General features: G+C 69.7%; 24 protein-coding genes. 13 read left to right on the forward strand and 11 right to left on the reverse strand.

Going from position 1 to position 26,932, the window contains the following annotated elements; genetic code table 11:
• The first annotated feature begins 25 nt into the window (after nucleotides 1-25).
• Genes EHF44_RS03640 through EHF44_RS03655 form a run of 4 tightly spaced genes read left to right on the forward strand, consistent with a single transcriptional unit; the run spans nucleotide 26 to nucleotide 4,607 of the window.
• Nucleotides 26-982 (forward strand): HlyD family secretion protein, encoded by a 957-nt coding sequence (locus EHF44_RS03640; RefSeq protein WP_124682491.1) that lies wholly within the window; start codon nucleotides 26-28, stop codon nucleotides 980-982.
• Entirely contained in the window at nucleotides 979-1,968 is a 990-nt protein-coding gene (locus EHF44_RS03645) for an ABC transporter ATP-binding protein (RefSeq protein ID WP_124682492.1), read from the forward strand. Before EHF44_RS03640 ends, EHF44_RS03645 begins: the two co-directional genes overlap by 4 nt.
• Entirely contained in the window at nucleotides 1,965-3,128 is a 1,164-nt protein-coding gene (locus EHF44_RS03650) for an ABC transporter permease (protein WP_124682493.1), read from the forward strand. Before EHF44_RS03645 ends, EHF44_RS03650 begins: the two co-directional genes overlap by 4 nt.
• Before the next feature lie 15 nt (nucleotides 3,129-3,143).
• The gene (locus EHF44_RS03655) at nucleotides 3,144-4,607 is read left to right on the forward strand and encodes an efflux transporter outer membrane subunit (RefSeq protein WP_124682494.1); all 1,464 of its coding nucleotides are present in this window, start codon (nucleotides 3,144-3,146) and stop codon (nucleotides 4,605-4,607) included.
• Nucleotides 4,608-4,860: 253 nt separating this feature from the next.
• Here EHF44_RS03655 and EHF44_RS03665 read toward each other — a convergent pair whose 3' ends face one another.
• The 4 genes from EHF44_RS03665 to EHF44_RS03680 all read right to left on the reverse strand — a co-directional run bounded on the left by EHF44_RS03665 (nucleotide 4,861) and on the right by EHF44_RS03680 (nucleotide 9,182).
• Nucleotides 4,861-6,060 (reverse strand): pyridoxal phosphate-dependent aminotransferase, encoded by a 1,200-nt coding sequence (locus EHF44_RS03665; RefSeq protein WP_124682495.1) that lies wholly within the window; start codon nucleotides 6,058-6,060, stop codon nucleotides 4,861-4,863.
• Nucleotides 6,061-6,135: 75 nt separating this feature from the next.
• Nucleotides 6,136-6,348 carry a DUF2783 domain-containing protein gene (locus EHF44_RS03670; RefSeq protein ID WP_124682496.1) on the reverse strand — a complete coding sequence of 71 codons (213 nt, stop codon included), beginning with the start codon at nucleotides 6,346-6,348 and terminating at the stop codon, nucleotides 6,136-6,138.
• Nucleotides 6,349-6,373: 25 nt separating this feature from the next.
• The gene (locus tag EHF44_RS03675) at nucleotides 6,374-8,134 is read right to left on the reverse strand and encodes an FAD-dependent oxidoreductase (RefSeq protein ID WP_124682497.1); all 1,761 of its coding nucleotides are present in this window, start codon (nucleotides 8,132-8,134) and stop codon (nucleotides 6,374-6,376) included.
• 88 nt (nucleotides 8,135-8,222) lie between these two features.
• On the reverse strand, nucleotides 8,223-9,182 hold the full coding sequence (locus EHF44_RS03680) for an MBL fold metallo-hydrolase (protein ID WP_124682498.1): 960 nt from the start codon (nucleotides 9,180-9,182) through the stop codon (nucleotides 8,223-8,225).
• Between the two features lie 253 nt (nucleotides 9,183-9,435).
• On the opposite strand from EHF44_RS03680, the gene EHF44_RS03685 reads away from it, so the two are divergent.
• A complete protein-coding gene (locus EHF44_RS03685) occupies nucleotides 9,436-10,215 on the forward strand; it encodes an IclR family transcriptional regulator (protein ID WP_124682499.1) in 780 nt (259 codons plus the stop codon).
• Nucleotides 10,212-11,003 carry an IclR family transcriptional regulator gene (locus tag EHF44_RS03690; RefSeq protein ID WP_124682500.1) on the forward strand — a complete coding sequence of 264 codons (792 nt, stop codon included), beginning with the start codon at nucleotides 10,212-10,214 and terminating at the stop codon, nucleotides 11,001-11,003. The genes EHF44_RS03685 and EHF44_RS03690 overlap by 4 nt, the downstream gene beginning before the upstream one ends.
• Before the next feature lie 13 nt (nucleotides 11,004-11,016).
• Here EHF44_RS03690 and EHF44_RS03695 read toward each other — a convergent pair whose 3' ends face one another.
• Nucleotides 11,017-12,681, reverse strand: coding sequence for a SulP family inorganic anion transporter (locus EHF44_RS03695; RefSeq protein ID WP_253700038.1), 1,665 nt, complete (start codon nucleotides 12,679-12,681; stop codon nucleotides 11,017-11,019).
• Nucleotides 12,682-12,973: 292 nt separating this feature from the next.
• Between EHF44_RS03695 and EHF44_RS03700 the strand changes: the two genes are divergently transcribed.
• Nucleotides 12,974-13,525, forward strand: a complete 552-nt coding sequence (locus tag EHF44_RS03700) for a cytochrome P460 family protein (RefSeq protein WP_124682502.1) — start codon at nucleotides 12,974-12,976, stop codon at nucleotides 13,523-13,525.
• A 10-nt stretch (nucleotides 13,526-13,535) separates the two neighbouring features.
• Here EHF44_RS03700 and EHF44_RS03705 read toward each other — a convergent pair whose 3' ends face one another.
• From EHF44_RS03705 to EHF44_RS03730, 6 genes are all read right to left on the reverse strand, one after another.
• Nucleotides 13,536-14,309, reverse strand: a complete 774-nt coding sequence (locus EHF44_RS03705; RefSeq protein ID WP_124682503.1) for a DeoR/GlpR family DNA-binding transcription regulator — start codon at nucleotides 14,307-14,309, stop codon at nucleotides 13,536-13,538.
• Between the two features lie 101 nt (nucleotides 14,310-14,410).
• The gene (locus EHF44_RS03710; RefSeq protein WP_124684977.1) at nucleotides 14,411-15,160 is read right to left on the reverse strand and encodes an amino acid ABC transporter ATP-binding protein; all 750 of its coding nucleotides are present in this window, start codon (nucleotides 15,158-15,160) and stop codon (nucleotides 14,411-14,413) included.
• A gap of 28 nt (nucleotides 15,161-15,188) precedes the next feature.
• Nucleotides 15,189-15,842, reverse strand: a complete 654-nt coding sequence (locus tag EHF44_RS03715) for an amino acid ABC transporter permease (protein ID WP_124682504.1) — start codon at nucleotides 15,840-15,842, stop codon at nucleotides 15,189-15,191.
• A gap of 52 nt (nucleotides 15,843-15,894) precedes the next feature.
• Entirely contained in the window at nucleotides 15,895-16,683 is a 789-nt protein-coding gene (locus EHF44_RS03720) for an amino acid ABC transporter substrate-binding protein (protein ID WP_124682505.1), read from the reverse strand.
• 365 nt (nucleotides 16,684-17,048) lie between these two features.
• Complete coding sequence (locus EHF44_RS03725; RefSeq protein WP_172966003.1) at nucleotides 17,049-17,642, reverse strand: hypothetical protein; 594 nt, start codon at nucleotides 17,640-17,642, stop codon at nucleotides 17,049-17,051.
• A gap of 116 nt (nucleotides 17,643-17,758) precedes the next feature.
• A complete protein-coding gene (locus tag EHF44_RS03730) occupies nucleotides 17,759-20,524 on the reverse strand; it encodes a decarboxylase (protein ID WP_124682506.1) in 2,766 nt (921 codons plus the stop codon).
• 256 nt (nucleotides 20,525-20,780) lie between these two features.
• On the opposite strand from EHF44_RS03730, the gene EHF44_RS03735 reads away from it, so the two are divergent.
• The 6 genes from EHF44_RS03735 (at nucleotide 20,781) to EHF44_RS03760 (ending at nucleotide 26,732) form a co-directional block, all read left to right on the forward strand.
• Entirely contained in the window at nucleotides 20,781-22,433 is a 1,653-nt protein-coding gene (locus EHF44_RS03735; protein WP_124682507.1) for a bifunctional aspartate transaminase/aspartate 4-decarboxylase, read from the forward strand.
• 73 nt (nucleotides 22,434-22,506) lie between these two features.
• Entirely contained in the window at nucleotides 22,507-24,198 is a 1,692-nt protein-coding gene (gene aspT, locus EHF44_RS03740) for an aspartate-alanine antiporter (protein WP_124682508.1), read from the forward strand.
• A 9-nt stretch (nucleotides 24,199-24,207) separates the two neighbouring features.
• A complete protein-coding gene (gene cax / locus EHF44_RS03745) occupies nucleotides 24,208-25,272 on the forward strand; it encodes a calcium/proton exchanger (protein WP_124682509.1) in 1,065 nt (354 codons plus the stop codon).
• Between the two features lie 75 nt (nucleotides 25,273-25,347).
• Entirely contained in the window at nucleotides 25,348-25,677 is a 330-nt protein-coding gene (locus EHF44_RS03750; RefSeq protein ID WP_124682510.1) for an ArsR/SmtB family transcription factor, read from the forward strand.
• A gap of 3 nt (nucleotides 25,678-25,680) precedes the next feature.
• Nucleotides 25,681-26,178, forward strand: a complete 498-nt coding sequence (locus tag EHF44_RS03755) for an ArsI/CadI family heavy metal resistance metalloenzyme (protein WP_124682511.1) — start codon at nucleotides 25,681-25,683, stop codon at nucleotides 26,176-26,178.
• A 38-nt stretch (nucleotides 26,179-26,216) separates the two neighbouring features.
• The gene (locus tag EHF44_RS03760) at nucleotides 26,217-26,732 is read left to right on the forward strand and encodes an arsenate reductase ArsC (RefSeq protein WP_124682512.1); all 516 of its coding nucleotides are present in this window, start codon (nucleotides 26,217-26,219) and stop codon (nucleotides 26,730-26,732) included.
• The last annotated feature ends 200 nt before the right edge of the window (nucleotides 26,733-26,932 follow it).

Genomic DNA, 26,932 nt, shown 5'->3' on the forward strand with positions numbered 1-26,932 from the left:
CGTCATCTCTCCGGAGCCCGCATCCATGTCCCTGATCCTCCGCACCCCGCCCCTGCTGCTGGCCGCCGCGCTGCTCGGCGCCTGCGGCAACGACAAGCCCGACACGTGGCAAGGCTACGTCGAAGGCGAATTCGTGGCCGTGGCCTCGCCGTTCGCCGGCCGCCTGGAAACGCTGTCGGTCGAGCGCGGCCAGCAGGTGGGCACCGGCGCCCCGCTGTTCGTGCTCGAATCCGACGACGAACGCGCCGCGCGCCAGCAGGCCGCCGAGCAGGTGCGCGTGGCCGAGGCGCAGCTTGCCGATATCCAGACCGGCAAGCGGCCGGTGGAAGTGGCCGTCAACCAGGCCCAGCTCGTGCAGGCCCAGGCGCAGGCCACCCGCAGCGCCGCGCAACGCAGGCGCGACGAGGCCCAGTTCGAGATCGGCGGCATCTCGCGCGCCCAGCTTGACGAGAGCCGCGCCACGGCCGATGCCGACGCCGCGCGCGTGCGCGAACTGCAGCGCGACATCGACGTGGCCCGCCTGCCCGGCCGCAAGGACCAGCTGGCCGCCCAGCGCGCGCAGATCGACGCCGCGCGGGCCGCGCTGGCGCAGGCCGAGTGGAAGCTGTCGCGCAAGTCGGTCAACGCCACCGTGCCGGGCCTGGTCTACGACGTGCCGTTCCGCCCCGGCGAATGGGTGCCGGCCGGCAGCGCCGTGGTGCGGATGCTCCCGCCGGGCAACGTCAAGGTGCGTTTCTTCGTGCCCGAAGCCGTGGTCGGCGCGCTGCAGCCGGGCCAGGCCATCACCATCCGCTGCGACGGCTGCGCGGCCCCGGTGCCGGCGAAGATCACCTACGTGTCGAACGAGGCCGAGTTCACGCCGCCGGTCATCTACAGCAACGAAACGCGCGGCAAGCTCGTGTTCCTGATCGAGGCCCGCCCCACCGCCGCCGACGCGCCCCGGCTGCGCCCCGGCCAGCCCGTGGAGGTGGTTCGGTCATGAGCACGTCCCCCTCCCCCGCCCGCAACGGCGAGCTGGCCATCGACGTGCGCGACCTGAACAAGCATTTCGGTGACAAGCACGTGGTCAACAACCTGACCATGCAGGTGGCGCGCGGCGAGATCTTCGGCTTCCTGGGCCCCAACGGCAGCGGCAAGACCACGTCGATCCGGATGATGTGCGGCCTGCTGACGCCAGACTCCGGCTCGGGCACCTGCCTGGGCTACGACATCCTGACCCAGGCCGCCGAGATCAAGCGCAACGTCGGCTACATGACGCAGCGCTTCTCGTACTGGGAAGACCTGTCGATCCGCGAGAACCTGGACTTCGTCGCCCGCGTCTACGACATGCCCAACCGCCGCGAGGCCGTGGACCGCGCGCTGGAAGACCTGGGCCTGCAGTCGCGCGCCGAGCAGCTGGCCGGATCGCTGTCGGGCGGATGGAAGCAGCGGCTGGCGCTGGCCGCCTGCCTGCTGCACGAGCCGCAGCTACTGCTGCTGGACGAGCCCACCGCCGGGGTGGACCCGAAGGCCCGGCGCGACTTCTGGGAACAGCTCCACCAACTGGCCGCGCGCGGCATCTCGGTGCTGGTCAGCACGCACTACATGGACGAGGCCGAGCGCTGCCACAAGCTGGCCTACATCGCCTATGGCGCGCTGCTGGCGCAGGGTACGTCCGACGAGGTGGTGGCCAGCCAGCACCTGAGCACCTGGAGCGTGGAAGGCGACAACCTGGCCGAGCTGTCCGCGCAGTTGCAGGGCAAGCCCGGCGTCGACCAGACCGTGGCCTTCGGCACCGCGCTGCACGTGACCGGCAAAGACGCCGGCCAGCTGGAACGCACGCTGCGGCAGTACGCCGGCACCGGCCATCGCATCGCCCAGGCGCAGACCAGCCTGGAAGACGTGTTCATCCACATGATGGGCGGCGCGCAGGACAACATGGCCACGCCGGCCCGCCAGCCGGCCGCCAGCCCGAAGGAGGCGCCATGAGCACCGCCCGCCCGGCCGCCCCGCGCCAGCGCCGGTTCTCGGTGCAGCGCTGGTGGAGCATCGTCCTGAAGGAATTCCTGCAGCTGCGGCGCGACCGCATCACGTTCGGGATGATCGTCGGCCTGCCCATCGTGCAGCTGCTGCTGTTCGGCTTTGCGATCAACAGCGACCCGCGCCACATGCCCACGGCCGTGATCGTGGCCGAGCACAGCGATTTCTCGCGGTCGTTCGTCGCCGCGCTGGAAAACACCACGTACTTCAAGGTCGTGCGCACGATGCCCGACGAGCGCAGCGGCCGCGAGGCGCTGCTGCGCGGCGACGTGCAGTTCGTGGTCACCATCCCCACGGACTTCTCGCGCCGGCTGCTGCACGGCGACCGCCCGGCGATCCTGGTGGAGGCCGACGCCACCGACCCGTCGGCCACGGGCCCGGCCATCGGCGCGCTGGCGCAGTTGCCGGCCACCGTCGCCCGCATCGACCTCAAGGGCGCGCTGGCGCCGCTGGCCGGCGGGGCGCCCGCGTTCGACGTCAACGTCCAGCGGCTGTACAACCCGGAGGGCATCACGCAGTACAACATCGTGCCGGGGCTGATGGGCGTGATCCTGACCATGACGATGGTGATGATGACCGGGCTGGCGATGACGCGCGAACGCGAGCGCGGCACGATGGAGAACCTGCTGGCCACGCCGGTGCAGCCCATCGAGGTCATCTCGGGCAAGATCGTCCCGTACATCTTCATCGGCCTGATCCAGGCCACGATCATCGTGCTGGCCGCGCACTTCGTGTTCGGCGTGCCGTTCCTGGGGTCGGTGGTGGCGGTCTACCTGGCGGCGCTGCTGTTCATCGCGGCCAACCTGACGGTCGGCATCACGCTGTCGTCGCTGGCGGCCAACCAGCTCCAGGCGGTGCAGCTCACGTTCTTCTACTTCCTGCCCAACATCCTGCTGTCGGGCTTCATGTTCCCGTTCGCGGGCATGCCCACCTGGGCGCAGTGGATCGGCAACGTGCTGCCAATGACCTATTTCAACCGGATGGTCCGCGGCATCATGCTCAAGGGCAGCGGCTGGACCGAACTGTGGCCCAACGTCTGGCCCGTGGCGCTGTTCACGGTCATCGTCATGGCCATTGCGGTGCGCTTCTACAAGCGCACGCTCGACTGACTGCGGAGCGTCGTCATGCGTATCCCACCCCTTCTTGCCACCGCTGCCGCCGTCCTGCTGACGGCCGGCTGCGTGGTCGGCCCCGACTTCCGCACGCCCGACGCGCCGGCCGACCCGCGCTTCACGGCCGGCCCGCAGCCGTCGCAGATGGCCGCGCAGGGCTATCCCACCCAGACCGTGGCGCCTGGCGATGTCCCGGCCGACTGGTGGACCGCCTTCGGCAGCGCGCCGCTGGACGAGACCGTGCGCCTGGCGCTGGCCAGCAGCCCCACGCTGACGCAGGCCCGCGCCCGGCTGCGCGAGGCGCAGGAGAACCTGAACGCGCGCACCGGCGCCACCCAGTTCCCGCAGGTGGACGCCAAGCTCAACGCCACGCGCCAGCAGGTGGACCTGACGTCGGTCGGCATCACGCAGTTCCCGAGCCCCGGGCCATTCACGCTGTACAACGCGAGCGTGCAGGTGTCGTACGCGCTGGACCTGTTCGGCGGACAGCGGCGCGAGCTGGAGGGCCTGCGGGCCGCCGTGGACTACCAGCGCTACGAACTGGAAGCGGCGCGCCTGTCGCTGGCCGCCAACGTGGCGACGGCCGCCATCCGCGAAGCCGGCCTGCGCGCGCAACTGGCCGATACGGTAGCCATCGCCGCCGCGCAGCAGCGCCAGCTCGACATCATGCGGCAGCGGCTGCAAGCGGGCGGCGTGGCGCGCGTGGACGTGCAGCGCCAGCAGGCGGAACTGGCGCAGACGCAGGCGCTGATCCCGGGGCTGTCGCAGCAGCTCGACGCCACGCGCCACCAGCTCGCCGTCTATACGGGCCAGACCCCGGCCAGCGCCCAGCTGCCGGAATTCCGGCTCGAAGACCTGCACCTGCCCGAATCGCTGCCGGTCAGCCTGCCCGCCGAACTGGCGCGCCGCCGCCCCGACATCCGCGCGGCCGAGGCGCTGCTGCACCAGGCATCGGCCGACATCGGCGTGGCAACGGCTAACCTGTACCCGCAGATCACGCTGACCGCCAGCGGCGGCACGCAGCAGATGCGCGCGCGCGACCTGTTCAGCAGCCTGAACGTCTGGAGCCTGGCCGCCGGCGTGGTGCAGCCGGTGTTCCACGGCGGCGAGCTGCGCGCGCAGAAGCGGGCCAAGGAAGCGGCGTACGAGCAGTCGCTGGGCGCCTACCAGCAGGCCGTGCTGCAGGGCCTGCAGAACGTGGCCGACACGCTGCGCGCGCTGGAAGCCGACGCCGCCACGCTACAGGCCCGCGCCGACAACGCCCGCCAGACGCGCGACACGCTGGCCATCGTCAGCGAGCAATACCGGCTCGGCGGCGTCAGCCAGTTCACGGTCATCGACGCCGAACGCCAGGCCCGCCAGGCCGCACTGGACCTGGCCCAGGCCCGCGCGGCGCGGCTGGCTGATTCCGCCGCGCTGATGCAGGCGCTGGGCGGCGGGTGGTGGCAAGGGGAGACGGTGGTGGGCGGGCGGTGAGGTGTTGACGGGGGCGGTGGTGGCAGTGGGATGCGCTGGCCCTCTCCCCCGGCCCCTCTCCCGCGGGCGGGAGAGGGGAGAAAACAGTCGGAGCTTCAGACGCTGTCGGTTTGCTCCCCTCTCCCGCCTGGCGGGAGAGGGGCCGGGGGTGAGGGCGTTGACCCTCTGCTTGCCGACCTGTGGCAATTTGAACCGCCTGACCGTCTCCTCCGATCCGTCTCAAGCGCGAGAGAGGAGAACCAAAACCGCCCCCCTACCGCCCCAGAAACCCCGCCAGCCGCTGCACGCCTTCGTCCAGCCTGGCCGTGTCGCACGCATAGCACCACCGGACGAACCCCTCGCCCTCGTCGCCGAAGGCGCTGCCGGGGGCCAGGCCCAGCCGGGCCTCGCGGACCAGGCGCTTGCATAGCGCCAGGCTGTCCGTGGTGCCCGCCAGCCGGAAGAACACGTACATCGCGCCGTCGGGCGCGTGGGCTTCCACGCCGGGCAGCGCTGCCAGCCGGGTCACCAGATGGTCGCGCGACGTGTGCAGCCGCTGCACCAGATCCTGCGTGAAGGGCTCGCCCTCGTTCACGGCGACGATGCCGGCCTGCTGGACGAACGATGGCGCGCACGACGTGTTGTACTCGATCAGCTTGCCCAGGTCGTCCATCAGCGACGCCGGCAGCACCATCCAGCCGAGCCGCCAGCCCGTCATCAGCCAGGCCTTCGAGAACGAGTTCACGGCGATCACGCGCTCGTCGCGGCTGGCGATGTCGAGGAACGACGGCGCGTTGCCGCCCTCGGCGCCGTAGTAGAGCCGCTCGTAGACCTCGTCGGCGATGATCCAGATGCCGTGCCGGCGGCAGTGGTCCAGCACCGCCTGCTGCTGCACGCGCGGCATGACCCAGCCCGTGGGGTTGTTCGGCGAGTTGATCATCACGGCGCGCGTGCCGGGCGTCAGCGCGCGCAGCAGCTTGTCGACGTCGAGCGTCCAGCCGTCGGCGCCAAAGTCCAGCGTGACCGTTTCCACGGTGGCGCCCAGGATGCGCGGGATTTCAACGAGGTTCGGCCAGAGCGGCGTGACGCAGACCACGCGGTCGCCCGGCCCGGTCACCACCTGCGCGGCCAGCATCAGCGCGTTGACGCCGGCGCTGGTCACGACGATGTGGTCGACGGCCGTGTCGCCGTGCAGCCGCGTCACGTAGCCGGCCAGCGCCGCGCGCAGCGGCGCGATGCCGAGGTTGTGGGTGTAGAACGTGGCCCCTTCGGCCAGCGCGCGGGCCGCGGCGTCGCGGATGAACGCCGGGGTCACCTGGTCCGATTCGCCGAACCAGAACGGCAGCACGTCGGGCAGGCCGATGCCGGCGTTGGCTACCTCGCGGATGCGCGACGCGCGCAGGCCGTGGACGACGTCCCGCGCCAGCGGCGCGGTGTCTGGGGCGGAAGACTGGCGGGGCAGGCTGGTGGACATCGGCACTCCTTGCGGCGGAAATGGATGAAGCGCCTAGCGTACCGGATTTCCGCCCACGCCCGCTGCCGATCGGAATCAAGCGGCCGGGGCGTCGGCGTGGGCTGCCGAGCGGGCCAGCCGCATCGCCTCGACCAGGGTGTCGTGGTCGCCGATGTGGTTGGCCAGCAGCAGGATCAGCCGCGCGTTGGCGGCCTGGCTGGCGGCGTCGTCGAGGTCGCGGTGCATGTCGATCAGCGCCTCGTAGAAGTCGTCGGGGCGGGCGAGGTTGGGGGCGGTGTTCAGTGGCATGGGCCTGTCCTGGGTTGCGGGGCCGTCAGGCCAGGGCCGCGGCGGTGGCCGGGGCCGGCTGCGGCAGCGGCGATGCCGGGGCGTTGCCGGTTGCGCGGGCCAGCGCGGCGCCGATGCGGGCGCTGTCCACGCCGCGCCAGCGGGCGCAGACGTGCTGGTCCGGGCGGATCAGGTAGCACGTGCCGGCGCGCGCGTCGTAGCGGCGGGCGGCCAGCCCCTCGGCGTCGCGCAGCACGGTGGCGCCGGGCCATGCCTGCGCCGAGGCCGAGATCGACGCATCGGTCACGAACACCACGCGCAGCGGGATGCCGCCCTGCTGGAGCGTGCGCAGCGCCTGGGCCTGCGCGGCGTCGAGGCCGGACGGCGCGCCGAACACCAGCACGACGAACGCATCGCCAAGGTGCTGGAGCAGCCAGGGTCGCCCCGCCCCGTCGGCGGCCTCGGCCACGGGCGCATCGACGCAGGCCGCGCCGGGCACCATCGGGCCGGCAAACCCGTCGGCATCGGCCGTGTTGAGCGGCGAGCCGTGCAGCACCGCCGGCACCGACAGCCGGCCGCTGTTCACCAGTTGCCGGGCGAATGCATGCTCGCGCGCCAGCGTCAGCACGGCATCGCGGAACACGCGGCTGACCGGGCTCTTGGGCGTGATGAAGTCGGTGGAACGCGTGGAGTTGCGGATGTTCTCGTCGGCGGCGAACTCGCGCTCGCTGGCGTAGCTGTCCAGCAGGCTGTCGGGCGCCTTGCCCTGCAGCACGTAGGCCAGCTTCCAGGCCAGGTTCTCGGCGTCCTGCACGCCGCTGTTGGCGCCGCGCGCGCCGAACGGCGACACGCCATGCGCGGCGTCGCCGGCAAACAGCACGCGGCCGTGGCGGAAGCTGTCCATCCGCACGCACGAGAACGTGTAGACGCTGACCCATTCGAGTTCGAACCTTGCGTCGGGGCCGAGCAGTGCCTGCACGCGCGGGATCACGCGCTCGGGCGCCTTCTCGGCCACCGGATCGGCATCCCAGCCGAGCTGGAAGTCGATGCGCCAGACGTTGTCGGGCTGGCGGTGCAGCAGCACCGACTGGTTCGGATGGAATGGCGGGTCGAACCAGAACCAGCGCTCGGCCGGGAACGGCGCCTCCATCTTCACGTCGGCGATCAGGAAGCGGTCGCGGAACGTGTGGCCGTGGCTTTCCTGCCCCAGCAGCTTGCGCAGCGGGCTGCGCGAGCCATCGGCCGCCACCACGTAGCGCCCGCACAGCGGGTAGCAGCCGTCGGGCGTCTCGATGGTCAGCGCCACGTGGTCGGGGTGCTGGGCCACGCCCACCGCCCGGCTCTTCCAGCGGATTTCCAGGTTCGGCAGCGACTGCGCCAGCTCCAGCAGGTAGCCTTCGACGTAATACTGCTGCAGGTTGATGAACGCCGGGCGCTGGTGGCCGCCTTCGGGCAGCAGGTCGAACGCGTAGATCTGCCGGTCCTGCAGGAACACCTTGCCGACGTGCCAGCGCACGCCCTTGTCGACCATGCGGCCGCCGCAGCCCAGCCGGTCGAAGATGTCCAGCGTGCGCTTGGCGAAGCAGATGGCCCGCGAGCCGGTGGAAAGCGTGCAGTCGTCGTCGACCAGCACCACGGGCACGCCCTGGCGCGCGAGGTCGACGGCCGTGGCCAGGCCCACGGGCCCGGCGCCGACCACCACCACCGGGTGCGGGGCGCCGGCGCAGTGGCCCGGCTGCTGCTCGGCGCACGGCGCGTAGGCGTACGTTTGCTTCTGGTAGTCGATGTCGACCGGCGTACTGCGCATGGTGTCTCCGTCCATGTGTGCGTGTCGTCACGCTTGTGCTGCTGCCCGCCCCCGCCATCCGGGCGAGCGGGAAAACCGCCGCCCTGCCCTACGCCTGCAGCGCGGCCCACATCTCCTGGTCGCGCTGGGCCGTCCAGATGCGCGGATGCTGGATGCCTGCGGCCTCGTCGTAGGCGCGCGAGACGTCGAACGGCAGGCAGTGCTCGTAGATGAAGACGTGGCCGAACTTCGGGTCCATCGACTTGCGGGTGTGCGCCATGGCGGCCTTCAGGTCCATCTTGCCGGCCACGGCCTCGCGGCCGGCCTGCAGCAGCGTGGAGACGAAGTCCTTGGTATAGGCCAGGCCCTTGGCCACCTCGGCCGGGCTGGTCAGCGCGGGGCCACGGCCGGGCACGAGCTTTTCGGGTTGCAGCGCGGCCAGCGCGTCGAGCGTGGCGGGCCATTGTTCGAGCTGGGCGTCGCCGCAGTAGCAGGCCGCGTCGTACTCGACCAGATCGCCCGAGAACAGCACCTTCTGCTGCGGCAGCCAGACCACGGTGTCGCCCTTGGTGTGGCCGGCGCCCAGGTGGGCAATGCGCACTTCCAGCTTGCCCAGGAACAGCGTAATTTCCTGGTCGAAGACCAGCGTCGGCCACGTCAGGCCGGGCACGGTCTCCACGCCGGCGAACAGGCGCGGAAAGCGCTCGATCTCGGACTTCATGTCGGCCTCGCCGCGCTCCACGATCATCTCGTAGGTGCCGCGGCTGGCAATCACCTGCTGCGCGCCCTCGGCAAAGTAGGCCGACGCGCCCAGCACGCGCACCGCGTGGTAGTGCGACAGCACCACGTACTTGATCGGCTTGTCGGTGATGGTGCGGATGCGGGCAATCAGGTCCTGCGCCATGGCGGGCGTGGCCGTGGTGTCCACGATCATCACGCCGTCGTCGCCGATGATCACGCCCGAGTTGGGGTCTCCCTCGGCCGTGTAGGCCCAGGCGTTCTCGGAGAGCTGCGTGAAGGTGATCTGCTTGGCTTCCAGGTCGGCCTGGGATGCGAATGCTTTTGCCATGTCTGCCTCGTTGTCTCGATAGGTATGGGCCAGCGATCTGTGGGGATCGGCGTGACTGAATCTTAGGAAGGCCGCCTTTTTTAATCAATGGCAAATCCGCTTGCTATTGGATAAACAGACCGCAAACCCTTGCCGCACCGTGCCCGCCCCCGGGAAAACCCCCAGCGCCACGCAGCGGCCCCATGCGGCGCCGGGGCCGCCCGCGCGGGGCGGATCGCTTACCATGGGCACCTTTCCAACCCGACACGCGGACATGGCACGACCCCCGGGCGAACCTGCCGGCAAGACGCAGCGCGGCATCCAGAGCGTGGAGGTGGGCGGCCGCCTGCTGCAGGCGCTGGCCGATGCGCGGCGGCCGCTGGGCCTTGCCGAACTGGCGGCCGCCGCGCAACTGGCGCCGGCGCAGGCCCACACCTACCTGGTCAGCCTGACGCGGCTCGGGCTGATCAAGCGCGACCACCTGGACGGCAGCTACGAGCCCGGCCCGCTGGCGCTGCGGCTGGGCATGCTGCACCTTGACCATGCACCCGCCTATCGCGCGGCCGTGCCGCACGTGCGCGCGCTGGCGGCGGCCATCGGCTGCAACGTGGCGATCAGCCTGCCGACGCCGCAGGGGCCGACCATCGTCCACTTTGCCCCGGCCGGCACGCCGCTCCACGTGAACCTGCACGTGGGCACCGTGATGGCGCTGGCGACCACGGCCACGGGCCGCACCTATTGCGCGTTCCAGCCCGCGTCGCACTGGCAGCCGATCTGGGCGCGCCAGCAGACCGGCGCGTCGGCCGCCGCGCTGCCCGCCTTCCAGGCGCAACTGGACGCCATCCGCGCGCGCGGCATGGAACACAGCATCGACACCCCCAGCCCGGCGGTTAGCAGCCTGGCGATGCCGCTGGCCGGCGCCGACGGCGCGCTGCGGCTGGTGCTGACCGCGATTGGCTCGACGGGCGCGATCGACGTCGGCTGGCGGGGCCCCGTGGCCCGCGCGATGCGCGACACGCTCGACCGCATCGCCCGCGAGATGGAGCCCGCATGAGCCAGCCGGAAGACAGCAAGCCCCAGCGCGGCATCCAGTCGCTGGACAACACCGGCCAGTTGCTCGATGCGCTGGCCGACGCGGGCCGCCCGCTTTCGCTTGGCGAACTGGCGCGCGCGGCCGGCATGGTGCCGGCCAAGGCGTTCCCGCACCTGGTCAGCCTGCAGAAGATCGGCCTGCTGGCGCGCAATGCCGATGGCGATTTCGAAGCCGGCCCGCTGGCGCTGGACCTGGGGCTGGTGGCGCTGCAGCGGCTGTCGCCCACGCGCGAGGCCGAGCCCGAGGTGGTGGCGCTGGCGCATGCCACGGGGCTGTCGGTGGCGATGGCGGTATTCGGGCCGTTGGGTCCCACGGTGATCCGGCTGGAAGAAGCGTCGCGCCCGCAGCATGTGAGCCTGCGCGTGGGCACGGTGCTGTCGATGGTCAACACGGCCATCGGCCGGACCTTTGCGGCCCACCTGCCCGACGACGTGCTGGCGCAGGCGCTGGCGCAGGACGCGATCCGCATGGCCGGCGTGGCGGTGGACGCCGCGCTGCAGGCCGAATGGGCGCCGCGCTGGCGCGCAATCCGCGCGGCCGGCATCGACCACGCCGTGAGCCGGCCGGTGCCCGGCATCGACACGCTCGCCGCCCCGGTGTTCGACCACACCGGCGCGCTGGCGCTGGTCATCGCCGTGATGGGCAGCAGCGGCAGCTTTGACAGCGCGACCGACAGCGACGTGGCCCAGGTGGTGCGGCAGGCCGCGCGGCGGCTGTCGTGGCGCTTCGGCGCCGCGCTGGGCGGCTGACCGTCAGCGCCAGCTATTCGGGCGGCTTGCGCATGCCGCGGCTGTCCATGTAGTCGTCGACCGCGCTGCCCACGGTCGGGTGGAAGCGGTGGTCGCTGAACACCTCGGTCAGCTCGAAGCGCTTGAGCTTGTCGCGCACCGGGTCTTTCATCTCGGCGAAATGGAGCGCGATGCCGTCCTGCGCCAGGTGCTGGCCCAGTTCGCGCAGCATGTCGGCCGACGTCACGTCGACGCTGGTCACGGGCTCGGCGGCCACCACCACACGGCGCACGGGCGTGGGCGATGCCTCCACGGCCTCCAGCAACCGTTGCTGGAACAGCTCGGCGTTGGCGAAGAACAGCGGCGCATCCCAGCGGAACAGCACCAGCCCGTCCACGCGCGCCGCGTGCGGGTAGCGCTTCAGGTCGTGGTAGCCGCGCAGGTTCGGCACGCGGCCCAGCACCGCGAAATGGGGCCGCCAGCCGTCCCACAGGAACTCGACCACGGCCACGACGATCGCCAGGCAGATGCCCGGGATGGCGCCGAACACGGCCACGGCCGCGAAGCACAGCATCGACAGCCAGAACTCCCACTGCTGGATGCGGTAGATGCGCCGCAAGTCCTTGAACTCGAACAGGCCGATGGCGGCGGCGATGACCACGGCGGCCAGCGCGCTGTTCGGCAGGTAGCGCAGCAGGTTGGGCGCCACCAGCAGCAGCGCCGCCACGGCCAGGGCGCCGACCACGCCGGTCAGTTGCGAGCGCGCGCCGGCCGCCTCGGCCACCGGCGTGCGCGATGCGCTGCTGCTGATCGGAAAGCCCTGGAAGAAACCGGCCGCCAGGTTGGCCGCGCCCAGCCCCACCATCTCCTGGTTCGGATCGACCTTGGTATGGGTGCGCGCGGCGTACGTGCGCGAGAGCACGCTGGTATCGGCAAACGCGATCATCGCCACGGCGCAGCCGCCCAGCACGATCTTGACCACGTCGGCGCCGGTCAGCCACGGGATGGCAAAGACCGGCAGGCCCTGCGGGATCTCGCCCAGCACCTTGACGCCGCGGTCATCCAGCTGGAACACGCTGACCGCCAGCGTGGCCAGGATCACGGCGATCAGGATGCCCGGCACGCGGTCGAAGCGCTTGAGCGCCAGGATCACCGCCAGGCTGGCCGCGCCCACGCCAAAGCTGTACCAGTTGGTCTGGCCCTGCGCGATGCGCTGCACCAGTTGCCAGAGTTCGCGCAGCGGGCCGGCGTCGTCGATCGGGATGGCGAACAGCTTGGGTAGCTGGCTGACCAGCACGGTCAGCGCGATGCCGTTCATGTAGCCGTAGCGGATGGGCTTGGACAGCAGTTCGGTGATGAACCCCAGCCGCAGCAGGCCCAGCACGATGCAGAACACGCCCGAGACGATGGCCATCAGGCTGGCGGTGGCCACCGCGCGCGCCGGGTCGCCGCCGGACACGCTCAGCACCACGGCCAGGATCGGCGCGGCCAGCGCGGAATCGGGGCCCAGCACCAGGATGCGGCTGGGCCCGAACAGCGCGTAGGCCAGCAGCGGGATGATCGTCGCGTAGAGCCCGTAGACGCCCGGCACGCCCGACGCCTCGGCGTAGGCGATGCCCACCGGCACCAGCATCGTGGTCAGCACCAGCCCGGCGGCCAGGTCGCGCGGCAGCCACGCCGGCTGGTAGGTCTTCAGCATGGCCAGCCCGGGCAGCCAGCGCAGCCAGCCAGCCGGGGGCGCGGGGGCGTCCAGTCCCGAGGGGCCGGAGGGGTTGGGCGTGGGGGTAGTCGATGCCATGGAACCCTTCTTGTCGTGGAATCACGCCGGGCGACCGGTCGGATTCAGCATAGGCCCCGGGGCGGCCAAAGCAAGCCGGGCGTGACCGATCCGGCAAACCCGAAACGGCTGCGCGCTGCACAAAACGGCCGGCGCCGCCGCGCGGCCATGCTGGCGGTCATGACGACATGCGCCCGACGCGCAGGAGATTCCCATGAAGCGATCGATCCCGACCTGGCTGTCCGCGCTGGCCCTGGCCGCCGCAGCCGCCGCAGCCGCCGCGCCGGCCCTGCACGCCGAACCCGCCACCCCGGACGGCGTGGCGCCGAACGGCGTCCGCATCCCGCCCGGCTTCCGCGACTGGAAGCTGGTGACCGTGGCACGCGAGGAAGGCAAGAACGACGACATCCGCGCCATCCTGGGCAACGACGTGGCGATTGCCGCGCTGCAACGCGGCAAGTACCCGCTGCCCGACGGCACCGTGCTGGCGCGGCTGGCGTGGAGCTACGACGCGCTGCCCGAGAGCGCCGCCGCGTTCGGCAAGGCGCAGTCGCACGTGGCCGGGCATCCGAAGAACGGCGTGCAGTTCATGGTCAAGGATTCGGTCAAGTACGCGTCCACGGGCGGCTGGGGCTATGCCGAGTTCGACAGCGGCAAGGCGGCGGGCAACCCGCAGGCCTGCTTTGCGTGCCACACCGTGGTCAAGGACCGCGACTACGTGTTCAACCGGCTGGCCCCGGTGGATACCGGCGGCATCGGCCAGTAGGCGGGCCCGGTCAGCACACGTGCAGCGCCACGCTGGCGTGCTCGCAGAGGGCCGGCAGCGTGGGCAGCGTGTCGGTGGCGCCGGCGTCGGTGAACAGGTGGTCGATCTGTTCCAGCCCGGCCACGCGGCATGGCGCGTTGCGCAGGCACTTGCTGCTGTCGGCCAGCAGCACGCGCAGATGGCTCTGCGCCAGCAGCACCTGGCTCAGTTCGGCCTCCTCGGGCTGGAATTCGTAGAACGTGCCGTCCTCGTCGAGCCCGGCGGCGCTGCAGATGGTGACGTGCGCGCGGAACCGGCGCATGAAGTCCAGCGTGGCGCTGCCCATCACGTCCAGGTCGCCCGTGCGCAGCCGGCCGCCGGCCACCCAGGTCTCGATGCGCGGCTTGTCGGCCAGCGCGTGCACCACGCCCAGGTTGTTGGTCACCACGCGCAGCGGCAGGTCGGCCGGCAGTGCGCGCGCGAACTCGGTGACCGTGGTGCCGTAGCCCAGGAATACCGTGGCATCGGCCTCGACCATGCCGAGCGCGGCCTGCGCGATGCGGCGCTTGCGCTCGACGTGGGCCGTGCTGCGCTGGAGGTAGCTGATATTGTGCTGGCTGGCCGGCAGGCTCAGGCCGCCGTGCATGCGCCGTGCCAGCCCCTGCAGGCTCAGTTCGTTGATGTCGCGCCGGATGGTCTGGCTGCTCACGCCGTAGCGGCTGGCCAGTTGCTCGGTGCTCAGGTAGCCGGCGTCGTTCAGCCAGCCGAAGATTTCACGCTGCCGCGGGGTCAGGGTCGGGCTCATCGAGTTTCATTCGCGCATGGTGCATGGTCGAACGAAAATGTAAGCCGGGAATGTGACACTTCCGTGACGCCTTCCCACTGACCCGGCGCCGCGTGCGCCGCCTAGAACACGCGGGTCAGGAATTCCCGCGTGCGGGCATGGGCCGGGGCGCCGAACAACTGCGCCGGCGCGCCTTCCTCGACCACCTTGCCGCCGTCCATGAACACCACGTGGTTGGCCACCTCGCGGGCAAAGCCCATCTCGTGCGTGACCACCAGCATCGTCATGTGCTCGTCGGCAAGCTGGCGCATCGTGCGCAGCACCTCGCCGGTCAGCTCGGGGTCCAGCGCCGACGTGGGCTCGTCGAACAGCATGATGTCGGGCGCCATCGCCAGCGCGCGGGCAATCGCCACGCGCTGCTTCTGGCCGCCCGACAGCCGCGACGGGTAGCTGTCGCGCTTGTCGAACAGGCCCACCTTGCGCAGCAGGTCGTCGGCCACCGGCACGATGCTGTCGCGGGACAGGCCCTTGACCGTCATTGGCGCCTCGATCAGGTTCTGCAGCACGGTCAGGTGCGGGAACAGGTTGAACGACTGGAACACCATGCCCATCCGGCCGCAGATGCGGCGCAGGTCGGCGCCCCGCGCGTAGTGCACGACGCCGCCCTCCGTGTACGCCAGCCGCTCGCCCTCGATCTCCAGCGTGCCGGCGTCGATCACCTCCAGGTGGTTCAGGCAGCGCAGCAGCGTGCTCTTGCCCGAGCCGGACGGCCCGATCACGGCCGTCACGTCGCCCTTGCGCAGCGACAGCGACACGCCCTTCAGCACTTCCAGCGGCCCGAACGACTTGTGGATGTCGCGCGCCGCCACCATCAACGGGCGCGCGCGCACGCCGGCGGGCTCATTGATCGTATCTTGCATAGCGTTTCTCCAGCCGTTGGAACATCCACGTCAGGACCAGCGTCATCACCAGGTAGAAGAGCGCGGCCACCAGGAACGGGGTGGTCGTGAAATCGCGCTGCACGATGCTGCGGGCGGTGCGCAGGATGTCGTTGAGCGCGAGCACGTAGATCAGGGACGTGTCCTTGACCAGCGTGATGGTCTCGTTGCTGACCGGCGGCAGCACGCGGCCGATCATCTGCGGCAGCACGATGCGCCGCATGGTCTGGAAGTAGTTCAGGCCCAGCGTCTTGCTGGCCTCGTACTGGCCGCGCTCCACGGACTGGATGCCCGCGCGGAAGATCTCGGCGAAGTACGCCGCGTAGTTCAGCGCGAACGCCACCACGGCGGCCGGGAAGTCCGGCAGCCGGATGCCGACGTACGGCACGAACGGCAGCGCGAAGTAGATGAACAGCATCTGGAGCATCAGCGGCGTGCCGCGCATCAGCCAGATATAGCCGTTGACGAGCGTGCTGACCGGCTTCCAGGCCGAAATGCGCAGCAGGGCCAGCACCAGGCCCAGCGGGACCGACAGCGCGAGCGTGATGGCGAACAGGGTCAGGGTGACCCTGGCCCCGTCCACCATCGGCGGCAGGAGAGAAAGAACGTAGTCCATGCTGAAACGTCACGCCGCTGGCCCGACCGGGCGCCGGCGGCGTGGGTGAGTCTTACTTGGTGATGTCGGCGCCGAACCACTGCGTGGCCAGGCGGCCGGCCGTGCCGTCCTGCTTCATCGCCGCCAGCGTCTTGTTCAGCTTGGCCAGCAGCTCCGCGTCGTCCTTGCGCACGCCCACGCCGTAGTCCTCGGTGCCGAAGTTCTCGGTCAGCACGCGGTATTCGCCGGCGCGCTTGCCGGCCAGGTAGCGGCCCACCACCTCGTCCACCACCACGGCGTCCAGCCGGCCGGCGGACAGGTCCATCAGCGCGGTGACGTTGTCGCCAAAGGTCTTCAGCTCCTTCATGCTGGCGGCCAGGCTGGCTTCCTTCTTGATGGCGTCCACGGCGCTGCTGCCGTCCTGCGCGCCGACGATGCGGCCGGCCAGGTCGGCCTTGGCCTGGATGGGCGACTTGGCCGTGACGATGACGATCTGGTGGTTGGTCATGTACGGGTCCGTGAAGCTGATGTTCTTCTTGCGCTCCTCGGTGATCGTCAGCCCGTTCCAGAGCACGTCCACGCGCTTGCCGTTCAGCTCGGCCTCCTTGGCGCTCCAGTCGATCGGCTTGAACTCGACGGTCATGCCCAGGCGCTGCGCGGCCTCCTTGGCCATGTCGATGTCGAAGCCGACGAGCTGGTTGTTGGCGTCGCGGAAGCCCATCGGCGGGAAGTTGTCGTCCAGGCCGACGACGATGGCGGTGCTGGCGCTGGGCTGGCTGGCCGCCGGCTTCGGGTCGCCCTTGCCGCAGGCGGCCAGCAACGAAAGACCGGAGATCAGGAGTACGGCTGCAATTTTCTTCATGGTTCGAGGAGATAAGGGTGTCGCGGTGGCGCGTCCGGCATCCGCGTCACGCCGCCGGCCCAAGGACGGTGTCGGCCGGCGGGCAGGAAAAGGCGGGATCGGGATTGCGATCGGCGGAGTCGCGCTGGGCGATTCGCGCAGGAAAGCGGGGATGCCTGGACGCTCGGCTACCCGGCGCGGGCGGCGTCGCAGGGCGCGCCGGGCCGGCCGGGGAGTCGGCAGGGCGCTATTCTACAGCGCCCCTCCCCGCGAAAACCCTGATGCGGCGGCAAAAATCCGTGCGAAAGCGGCGCAATATGTTGCGCGCGAGGCACTTCGACAAGACCACACGCCGGGCCGGATCCTCCCCGGCCGGCGCCGGCGGGCTACCTGGCAGCGCCCGGTTCCACGGACACCGCCACGGCCTCGGTGTAGACGGCCTGCACGCGGTCGCCCTTCTTGACGTCCTTCATCTGGTCGGGATCGCTGACCATCAGGTCGACGATCTGGCCGCGCGGGCCCTTGACGGTCACGATCTGCGCCTCGCGGTTCACGGCCACCACCTGGGCCACCACCGTGACCTCGCGGCCCACGGTGCCGCCGGGACGCGCGCCCGGCTGCGCGCGGTCGGCAATCTCCTTTTCCTGCATCGACGCGGCGCCACTGCCCTTCTTCAGGCTCACGGTCAGCGCCTCGCGGTAAGACACCGTGACCTTGTCGCCCACCTTGAGCTGCTCGAAGTTGCGCGCCTCGGGGCCGACCGTCATCTCCACGGTCTTGCCCTGCTGCGTCTTCAGCGTCAGCTTGCGGTTGGCCGCGTCGATGGCGGTGATGACGGCGGTCGCCGTGACCGTGCCCGACGCGGTGGCCTGCCCCGGCGTGCGCGTCAGGTCGGTCTTCATGTCGGGTTGTGCATGGCCCGGCAGGGCGGCCAGCAGCCCGGCAGCCATGAACAGGGATGCGAGCAGCGTCTTTCTCATCGTGGTACTCCTTCGCGGTCAAAGAGGCGTTGCGGCGGCCCCGGCCGGGCCGGGCCTGCGTTCGATCTCGATTCTAGGAGTTCGCGCCGCATTCCCGAATGGCCTTTGGGCCAACGTCAGCCCCGGTCCGCCCGCGCCCCGTCGCCATCCGTGCCCAGCGCTTCGGGGCGGATCAGCTCCAGCCCGCGCGCCGCGTTGAAGCCGTGGATCTCCTTCACGTCCAGCTTGCGCATGAACATGATGGTCTCGGGCGTGATGACCTGCCCCGGCACCATGATCGGAAAGCCCGGCGGGTACGGGATGACGAACTTGGCCGATACCAGTTCCGGGCCGTCGGCGAGCCGCTGGTCGATGCGCGGGTCGTTCAGCCTGATGCATTCGCAGCATTCCGGCCGGTATGCCAGGTAGTACGCGCGACGCATGTCGCCCTCGGGCGTCTGGCTGCGCGGGTCCAGCCGCAGCGCGTCGTGGAAGCGGCTGAAGTTGGGCAGGTCCGGCACGTCCTCCACCAGCGCCTTGACGCGCGCGGCAAACGTGGCCCGCTCGCTCTCGCCGCCTTCCTCCAGCCTGCGGTCCAGGTTGCGCGAGATGTCGGCCAGCGCCTTGATCAGGTGCGCCAGGTCGCTGCGGGTGTTGTTGATGTTGATCTGCACCAGCACGCTGTTGCGCGACGTCTTGTTGATCTGGATGTCGTACTGCTCGGCCAGCAGCCCCTTGAACTGGGTGCCGTCGTAGCCGGCCGCGCCGCACAGCAGCGTGATGCGGGTGGGATCCAGGAAGAACTCGTCCTCGCGCACGGCCTGGGCGGTGTCCGCCAGCGTCTTGTCGGGCGCGGCGTAGTCGGCAAAGCCGGACAGCCGGTACTGCTCGGGGATCATCTCGGCCGGCGTGGCCGCGCGGAAATACTTCGAGATCAGCGGGTGCTCGTTGATCTCCTGGCGCAGCTCGATGGCAAGCTGCAGCGCGCGCTGCACCAGCTCGTAGCCCTCCAGCTCCATCTGGCGCCGCGCGAGGTCGATCGACGCGATGATCTGCAGGTTCGGCGACGTCGACGTGTGCGTGAAGAACGCCTCCTTGAACGGCGCCTCCACCGTGTGGAAATCCTGGTCGGCCACGACGATGATCGACCCCTGCCGCAGCGCCGACATCGACTTGTGGACGGACTCGGTCTGGTAGACCCGCACCCGCGTGCGCGCCGGGTCGGGCAGCAGTTCCATGTCCAGCAGGCGCGGGTCGTCGTCGGGGATGTCCTTGACCGTCTCGCGGTACGCCCCGTACCGGCTCTGGTAGGCCGGATCGGCCATCATCCGGCGCAGCTTGTAGGCGGCGCCCATGGCGGTGCGCATGCGCAGCAGCGGCGAGAACCGCGCGTAGCCGTACCAGGCTTCGTCCCACAGGAAGACCAGGTCCGGCTTGATGGCCAGGCATTCCAGCATGGTGCGCCGCACGTTGGCGATGTGGCCGTCGAACGTGCAGTTGGTCAGCACCAGCATCCGGGCACGGTCGAGCTTGCCTTCGGCCTTCAGCGCCAGCAGCGCCTGCTTGATCGGCCGGATGGCCAGGCTGCCGTACATCGAGTACTGGGTCAGCGGGTAGGCGTCGATGTAGAGCGGCTGCGCGCCGGCCAGCACCACGCCGTAGTGGTGCGACTTGTGGCAGTCGCGGTCGATCAGCACGATGTCGCCGGGCATCAGCATCGCCTGGTGCACGATCTTGTTGGCGGTGGACGTGCCGTTGGTGACAAAGAAGCTGCGGTCGCCACCAAACGCGCGGGCCGCCTTTTCCTGCGCGCGGCGGATGTTGCCGGTGGGCTCCAGCAGGCTGTCCAGGCCGCCCGTGGTGGCCGACGACTCCGCCAGGAACAGGTTGGCGCCGTAGAACTCGCCCATGTCGCGGATCCAGTTCGACTTGAAGATCGACTTGCCGCGCGCCACCGGCAGCGCGTGGAACGTGCCGATGGGCCGCTGGGCGTAGTGCTTCAGGTTGTCGAAGTACGGCGTCTCGTAGCGGTCCTTGACGCCTTCCTGGATGGCCAGGTGGATCTCCATCGGTTCCTCGGCGCCGTAGAAGATGCGGCGCAGCGGCGCGGCCTCGTCGGAGCCGGCCAGGTGGCCGACGTCGCGGTCCGTCGACAGGAAGACGTCCAGTTCCGGCCGCAGCCGGCGCAGCACGCGCGCCAGCGTGGCGCCGGTATCGCCGGTGCCCTGCCCCGTGCCCACCGGCGTGTTGCGCGTGATGATCTCGCGCAGCGCGGGCGTCGTGTTCGGCGACGCGAACGTGAAGCCGTCGACGATCAGCACCGACTGCAGGTTGTAGTTGAAGATCGCCGCCAGCAGCGCGTCCTCGAAGTTGCCCACCACCACGGTCTCGTAGACGAACGCGTCCTCGTCGCGGCGCAGCCGGCGGAACGACGCGCGCAGATCGCCCCACGTGGACGGCTCGCCGGCCGCCACGATCAGCAGCTCGAAGTACGGCTTGCGGCTCTGGCCCTTGCCGATCGACGGCGGCAGGAACTCGGGCAGCCGCGTCTCGCCCTCGTCCTCCACCAGCCACGCCTCGCGCTCGTCGCGGTAGCTGTTGGACAGCAACGCCGTGCTGATGCGCCGCACGAGCTTTTCCAGGCTGGCCCAGTCGCGCTGCGCCAGCCGCGCCTCCACCTGGCCGAACAGTTCCACGCCCGGATAGCCGTTGTACTGCTCCAGCGGCGCCAGCTCCTGGATCACCTCGCGGCATTGGGTGGCGCAAGACGCATCGTCCTGCGGCGCCGCGGCCAGCTGGCGCGCCAGCCGATGCAGCGTGCGCCACCGGTCGATGCGGCCTTCCGACGCCGAAAGGAACTGGTGCAGGCCGCGCGGCCGGGACGGGTGCTCGAAACGTTCCATGATTCGCCTCCACAGGCAAGGGACCGGCCTGGGCCGGCGTCCATCCCATCAATGTTGGACATCCACGCGCCGCTGCCATTGGACCTTGGTCCCCGTGCACCGCAGCAATGGCACGTAATGCCCCGTGTTAGGGCTTTGGGCCAATTGAGCGCGTGCCAATCGCCGACTAGCTTGAGTATCGGGATTTAGTGGCCACGCCCGCGCCCGGCACACCGGCAGCCGCGGACGGCCCTCTGACGATTCGAGGAGACGGGCAATGAACAAGCGGGATACCTCCGGCCTGGAGAACCTTTCGCCATTCGAACTGAAGGACGAGCTGATCAAGCTCGCGGGCAGCGCCACGAACCGGCTGATGCTCAACGCCGGGCGCGGCAATCCGAACTTCCTGGCCACGGTGCCCCGCCATGGCTTCTGGCAGCTTGGCCTGTTCGCGATGATCGAGTCGGAGCGGTCGTTCTCGTACCTGACGGCCGGCGTGGGTGGCTTTCCGCGCCGCGCCGGCATCGAGGAGCGCTTCGACCTGTTCGCCCGCGAGCACCGCGACGTGCCCGGCGTGCAGTTCCTGGCCGGCGCGGTGTCGTTCGTGCGGGACCAGCTCGGGCTGGACGGCGGCGACTTCCTGTACGAGATGTGCGAAGGCATCTTGGCCTGCAACTATCCCGTGCCGGACCGGATGCTCCGGCTGACCGAGAAGATCGTGAAGCAGTACATCCGCCGCGAGATGATTGGCCGGCACCCGTTCGTGGGCGACTTCGACCTGTACGCCGTGGAAGGCGGCACGGCGGCCATGACGTACCTGTTCAATTCGATGCGGGTGAACCACCTGCTCAAGCCGGGCGACACCATCGCGCTGGGCATGCCGATCTTCACGCCCTACATCGAGATTCCCGAGCTGGCCGAGTACCACCTGACCGAACTGTCGATCGACGCCGACCCGGCGGCCGGCTGGCAGTACGCCAGGGAGGAACTGGACAAGCTGCGCGACCCCAAGGTCAAGGCGTTCTTCCTGGTCAACCCGAGCAACCCGCCGTCGGTGCGCGTCAGCGACGAAAGCCTGCAGTACATCACCGAGATCGTGCAGGAGCGGCCCGACCTGATCATCCTGACCGACGACGTCTACGGCACCTTTGCCGACAACTTCGTGTCGCTGTTCGCCATGTGCCCGCAGAACACCATCCTGGTCTATTCGTACTCGAAGTACTTTGGCGCCACGGGCTGGCGGCTGGGCGTCATCGCCACGCACAAGACCAACCTGCTGGACAGCAAGATCGCCGAGCTGCCCAAGGACGAGCGCGAGGGCCTGAACAAGCGCTATGCGTCGATCACCACCGCGCCGGAGAAGCTGCCGTTCATCGACCGCGTGGTGGCCGACAGCCGCACCGTGGCGCTGAACCATACGGCCGGCCTGTCCACGCCGCAGCAGGTGCAGATGGTGCTGTTCTCGCTGTTCTCGCTCATGGACACGGCCGAGACCTACAAGCAGACGATGAAGCGCCTGATCCGCAGCCGCAAGGCGGCGCTGTACCGCGGCATGGGCGCCCGGATGGCCGAGGTGGACGAGAACGTGGTGGATTACTACACGCTGCTCGACGTCGAGCAGATGAGCCGCGAGGTGGGACCGGAGTTCGTGACCTGGCTGCTGGACCAGGTGCAGCCACACGAGCTGCTGTTCCGGCTGGCCGAGGAGGCCGGCGTGGTGCTGCTGCCCGGCGGCGGCTTTGGCACGCGGCACCCGTCGGGCCGCGTCTCGCTGGCCAATCTCAACGAAGAGGACTACGTGAAGATCGGCCGCTCGGTGCGCAAGCTGCGCGACGAGTACCTGGAACGGTACCGCGCACTGGGCAAGGGCAAGGGCAACGGCAACGGCAACGGCAACGGCAACAAGTCGGACAAGCCGAAGAAGACGTAGCGCGCGGACGGCCCGCGCCCTGCTGCCCCTTTCGCTCCCGCACAACACGGCTCGAACACCCGGAGGGAAGACCATGACCTGGTTCGTCGACACGCTGAAGGCCTATCCGGAGATCGCCATCTTCCTGGCGCTCGGCATCGGATACTGGGTGGGCGGCAAGAGCTTCAAGGGGTTCAGCCTGGGCGCGGTGACGTCGACGCTGCTGGTGGCCATCGTCATCGGCATCCTGGGCGTCAAGATCTCGGCCAACGTGAAGTCGGTCTTCTTCCTGATGTTCCTGTTCGCCGTGGGGTACGGGGTGGGACCGCAGTTCGTGCGCGGCATCGCCAAGGACGGCGTGCCGCAGGCCATCTTCGCGGCGATCATGGCGGTGTTCTCGCTGGGCGCGGCCGTGGCGGCGGCGATGATCGCCGGCTACGACCTTGGGTCGGCGGCCGGGCTGTTTGCCGGCTCGCAGACCATCTCGGCGTCGATGGGGCTGGCCACCGACGCCATCAACCGTCTCGGCCGCTCGCCCGAGGAAACCAAGGTGCTGCTGGACGGCATGCCCATTGCCTACGCCGTGACGTACATCTTCGGCACGGTCGGGTCGGCCATCATCCTGGCGCAGATCGGGCCCAAGCTGCTCGGCATCGACCTGGTGGGCGCCTGCCGCGAGTACGAGGCGATGCTTGGCGCCGGCACGTCGAGCGCCAGCGGCGCCACCGAGTGGCACGACTTCGAGGTGCGCGCCTATGCCGTGGCGCCGGAAAGCGTGTTCATCGGCCGGACGGTGGCCGAGCTTGAAGCCGGCACGCGCGAAGGCGTGCGGGCGTTCATCGAGCGGATTCGCCGCGACGGCAAGATCATCGAGGTGGACCAGAACACCGTGATCGAGGCCAACGACGTGGTGGCCATCGGCGGCAAGCGCGACCAGATGATCCTGCGGCTGGGCCCGAGCGGGCGCGAGGTGGAAGACGCCGAACTGCTGAACATGCCGACCGAAGGCGTGGACATCTACATCACCAGCAAGGAGGTGGACGACAAGCCGCTGGAGGCGCTGGCGCGCTGGCCCGGCGCGCGCGGCGTGTTCCTGAAGAAGATCAAGCGCGGCCCGACCGAGACGGTCATCCCCGTGCTGCCGAAGACGCGGCTGTACCGTGGCGACGTCATCACGGTGGTGGGCCGCACGCAGGACATCAACGCCGCCGCGCGGCAGCTCGGCTACGTGGACCGGCCAACCACGGTCACCGACGTGGCGTTCGTGGCGCTGGCGATCACGGTGGGCGCGCTGATCGGCGCCATCGTCATCAACGTGGCGGGCATCCCGATCACGATCTCCACGGCCGGCGGCTCGCTGATCGCCGGCATCGTGTTCGGCTGGTTCCGCGCCATCCACCCGACGTTCGGCCGCATTCCCGAGCCGACGCTCTGGTTCATGAACTCGGTGGGGCTGAACGTGTTCATCGCCGTCGTGGGCATCTCGGCCGGGCCGGGGTTCATCGCCGGGCTGCAGAAGCTGGGCATCAGCCTGTTCCTGTGGGGCATCTTCGCCACCACGGTGCCGCTGATCCTGGGCATGTTCCTGGCCAAGTACGTGTTCCGCTTCCACCCGGCGCTGATCCTGGGCATCTGCGCCGGCTCCCGCACCACCACGGCGGCCCTGGGCATGGTCTGCGAGGCCGCCAGGAGCCAGGTGCCGGGGCTGGGCTATACGGTGACCTACGCGGTCGGCAACACGCTGCTGACGATCTGGGGGATGGTGGTCATCATGATCCTGTCTTGACGGCGCGGCATGCGGCTGCACTACCTGCTGGTCTTCGTCCCGATCGCCATCGCGGCCGAGCTGCTCGCGCCGCACCAGCACCTGGCCATCTTCGTCGTCTCGGCCGTGGCCATCCTGCCGCTGGCGCAGCAGATGGGCCGGGCCACGGAGGCGCTGGCCGAGCACCTGGGCGAAGCCGTGGGCGGCCTGCTGAACGCGACGTTCGGCAACGCGGCCGAGCTGATCATCGCGCTGGTGGCGTTGCGCGCCGGGCTGCACGAGGTGGTGGAGGCGTCGATCGTCGGGTCCATCGTCGGCAACCTGCTGCTGGTGTTTGGCGCGGCGATGCTGGCCGGCGGCACGCGCTACCACGAGCAGCAGTTCAACCCGCGCGGGGCGCGCTCGCAGGCGACCATGCTGATCCTGTCGGCCATCGCGCTGATCCTGCCCGCGGCGTTCGAGACCGTCGGCGGTACATCGGCCACGCTGAACTGGCTCAGCGTTTATCTCTCCGTGGCGCTGCTTCTGGTCTACGCGCTGTACCTGGTGTTCTCGCTGGCCACGCACCCGGACCTGTTTCGTGGCGTCCGCCCGGCCGACACGGGAGACGCGCCGGCGGCCCCGGCCCACGCCTCCATCCCGCGCGCCGTGGCGATACTGGTAGTTGCCACCGCCGGCACGGCCTGGATGAGCGAGATCCTTGTGGGATCGATCACGCCGATGATGGCGCGGTACGGGCTCAGCACGATCTTCGTCGGCGCGTTCGTGGTGGCCATCCTCGGCAACGCCGCCGAGCACGCCACGGCCATTACCGCGGCGATGAACAACCGCATGGACCTGTCCTTCTCCATCGCCGTCGGCTCCAGCGTGCAGGTGGCGCTGTTCGTCGCCCCGGTCCTGGTACTGGCCAGCCTGTTCATCGGCCCCGTGCCGATGGACCTGGCGTTCCGGCCGGCGCTGGTGCTGGTGGTGATCCTGGCCGTGGTTGTCACGGCCCAGATGGCCAGCGACGGGTATGCCGACTGGTTCAAGGGCATGCAACTGCTGGTCGTCTATTTCACGCTGGCGCTGACATTCTTCTTCCTGCCTGCGTAAGTTTCGGAAGTTGCGTCCCGGCACGGGACACATTTCCGCCTTGCCTAGTTTCCATATTTCGACTACATTCGAATAATGGAAACTACTCAAGCCATCGAAGCGCTCGCCGCGCTGGCCCATGCCGCCCGGCTGGCCGTTTTCCGTCTGCTGGTCCAGGCCGGCCCCGACGGGCTGCCGGCCGGCCGCATTGCCGAGTTGATGGAGATGCCGGCCTCGTCGCTATCGTTCCACCTCAAGGAATTGCACCGCGCGGGCCTGCTGGCCAGCCGCCAGGAAGGCCGCTCCATCGTCTACATGGCCCGCTTCGAAACCATGAATGCCCTGCTGGGCTACCTCACCGAGAACTGCTGCGGCGGCGCGCCGTGTTCGCCGGTGTCCGCCTGCTCCGCCGCCACGGAGTCCTGAACCATGAAGCGCTTTCACGTCCACGTCAGCGTGGCCGACCTGTCGGCCAGCATCCGCTACTACTCGGCCCTGTTCGACGCCGAACCCACCGTCGTGCGCGACGACTATGCCAAGTGGGCGCTCGACGACCCGCGCGTGAACTTCGCGATCTCGAATCGCACCGACCAGCCCGGCGTGGACCACCTGGGCATCCAGGTGGAAACGGCCGACGAACTGGCGGCAATGCAGGCGCGGCTGGCCAGCGCCGACCTGCCGACGCAGACGCAGTCCGAGACCAACTGCTGCTACGCCCGATCGAGCAAGCACTGGTCGGTGGACCCCACCGGCATCGCGTGGGAATCGTTCCAGACGCTCGGCGACGCGCCCACCTACGGCGAATCGCGCGACCGCGGCGCCGAGGCATCGGCCTGCTGCGTGCCCCGTCAGTTCGACGCCGTGCCGCAGCCGGCCTCCCCGGCCACCCCGGCCCGTGGCTGCACGCCGGCCTCCGGCTGCTGCTGATCCCCGGCCCGCCCCCTCAACCGCATCCCGAGGCAGCCATGTCCGACAACAAGACGTACAACGTGCTGGTGCTCTGCACCGGCAACTCCGCCCGCAGCGTGATGGCCGAGGCGCTGTTCAACGTGCTGGGCAAGGGCCGCTTCCGGGCCTACAGCGGCGGCAGCCAGCCGACCGGCCGGGTCCATCCGATGGCGGTCGACCTGTGCCGGTCCATCGGCTACGACACCGCGAACCTGCGCAGCAAGGGCTGGGACGAGTTCGCCCAGCCCGGCGCGCCGCAGATGGACTTCGTCATCACGGTCTGCGACCAGGCCGCCGGCGAGACCTGTCCGATCTGGCCCGGCACGCCGATGACCGCGCACTGGGGCTTCATGGACCCGGCCGCGATCCAGGGCTCCGACGACGAGAAGCGCAAGGTCTTCGACCAGGTCTTCCGCCAGATCCTGAACCGCGTCACGCTGTTCGTGAACCTGCCCCTGCACGTGCTGGACCGCAACGCCATCCACCGCGAGATGCGGGCCATCGGCGCACAGCCGCCGGCGGCGGGCGCGTGAGCCTGCCGCAATAAAAAAACCCCGCGAATCGCGGGGTTCTTGTCTTTTCGTGGGGGCCGGGGCCGCTTCAGAACGGTTCTGTTACGTCACAGCGTAAACATTGCCCGCAAGCCGGCACGGGGCGCTGGGTTCGGGGCGAGGCGGCCCGGTAGCCGTAAAGATTCGGGCGATTCAGACAGTTCGGCCGTCGACGGGCCGGG

The sequence above is a fragment of the Cupriavidus pauculus genome, from assembly GCF_003854935.1.
Taxonomy (GTDB): Bacteria; Pseudomonadota; Gammaproteobacteria; order Burkholderiales; family Burkholderiaceae; genus Cupriavidus; species Cupriavidus pauculus_C.

Bases quoted from the DNA above. Each gene is read 5' to 3' on its own strand.
- EHF44_RS03670 (WP_124682496.1), bottom strand. From the start codon at position 6,348: ATGCCACTGAACACCGCCCCCAACCTCGCCCGCCCCGACGACTTCTAC.
- EHF44_RS03675 (WP_124682497.1), bottom strand. From the start codon at position 8,134: ATGCGCAGTACGCCGGTCGACATCGACTACCAGAAGCAAACGTACGCC.
- EHF44_RS03755 (WP_124682511.1), top strand. From the start codon at position 25,681: ATGAAGCGCTTTCACGTCCACGTCAGCGTGGCCGACCTGTCGGCCAGC.
- EHF44_RS03665 (WP_124682495.1), bottom strand. From the start codon at position 6,060: ATGTCCACCAGCCTGCCCCGCCAGTCTTCCGCCCCAGACACCGCGCCG.
- EHF44_RS03735 (WP_124682507.1), top strand. From the start codon at position 20,781: ATGAACAAGCGGGATACCTCCGGCCTGGAGAACCTTTCGCCATTCGAA.
- EHF44_RS03680 (WP_124682498.1), bottom strand. From the start codon at position 9,182: ATGGCAAAAGCATTCGCATCCCAGGCCGACCTGGAAGCCAAGCAGATC.
- cax (WP_124682509.1), top strand. From the start codon at position 24,208: ATGCGGCTGCACTACCTGCTGGTCTTCGTCCCGATCGCCATCGCGGCC.
- EHF44_RS03725 (WP_172966003.1), bottom strand. From the start codon at position 17,642: ATGAGAAAGACGCTGCTCGCATCCCTGTTCATGGCTGCCGGGCTGCTG.
- EHF44_RS03705 (WP_124682503.1), bottom strand. From the start codon at position 14,309: ATGAGCCCGACCCTGACCCCGCGGCAGCGTGAAATCTTCGGCTGGCTG.
- EHF44_RS03760 (WP_124682512.1), top strand. From the start codon at position 26,217: ATGTCCGACAACAAGACGTACAACGTGCTGGTGCTCTGCACCGGCAAC.
- EHF44_RS03710 (WP_124684977.1), bottom strand. From the start codon at position 15,160: ATGGTGGCGGCGCGCGACATCCACAAGTCGTTCGGGCCGCTGGAAGTG.
- EHF44_RS03655 (WP_124682494.1), top strand. From the start codon at position 3,144: ATGCGTATCCCACCCCTTCTTGCCACCGCTGCCGCCGTCCTGCTGACG.
- EHF44_RS03695 (WP_253700038.1), bottom strand. From the start codon at position 12,681: ATGCTGAAGACCTACCAGCCGGCGTGGCTGCCGCGCGACCTGGCCGCC.
- EHF44_RS03640 (WP_124682491.1), top strand. From the start codon at position 26: ATGTCCCTGATCCTCCGCACCCCGCCCCTGCTGCTGGCCGCCGCGCTG.
- EHF44_RS03700 (WP_124682502.1), top strand. From the start codon at position 12,974: ATGAAGCGATCGATCCCGACCTGGCTGTCCGCGCTGGCCCTGGCCGCC.
- aspT (WP_124682508.1), top strand. From the start codon at position 22,507: ATGACCTGGTTCGTCGACACGCTGAAGGCCTATCCGGAGATCGCCATC.
- EHF44_RS03730 (WP_124682506.1), bottom strand. From the start codon at position 20,524: ATGGAACGTTTCGAGCACCCGTCCCGGCCGCGCGGCCTGCACCAGTTC.
- EHF44_RS03690 (WP_124682500.1), top strand. From the start codon at position 10,212: ATGAGCCAGCCGGAAGACAGCAAGCCCCAGCGCGGCATCCAGTCGCTG.
- EHF44_RS03720 (WP_124682505.1), bottom strand. From the start codon at position 16,683: ATGAAGAAAATTGCAGCCGTACTCCTGATCTCCGGTCTTTCGTTGCTG.
- EHF44_RS03645 (WP_124682492.1), top strand. From the start codon at position 979: ATGAGCACGTCCCCCTCCCCCGCCCGCAACGGCGAGCTGGCCATCGAC.
- EHF44_RS03750 (WP_124682510.1), top strand. From the start codon at position 25,348: ATGGAAACTACTCAAGCCATCGAAGCGCTCGCCGCGCTGGCCCATGCC.
- EHF44_RS03685 (WP_124682499.1), top strand. From the start codon at position 9,436: ATGGCACGACCCCCGGGCGAACCTGCCGGCAAGACGCAGCGCGGCATC.
- EHF44_RS03650 (WP_124682493.1), top strand. From the start codon at position 1,965: ATGAGCACCGCCCGCCCGGCCGCCCCGCGCCAGCGCCGGTTCTCGGTG.
- EHF44_RS03715 (WP_124682504.1), bottom strand. From the start codon at position 15,842: ATGGACTACGTTCTTTCTCTCCTGCCGCCGATGGTGGACGGGGCCAGG.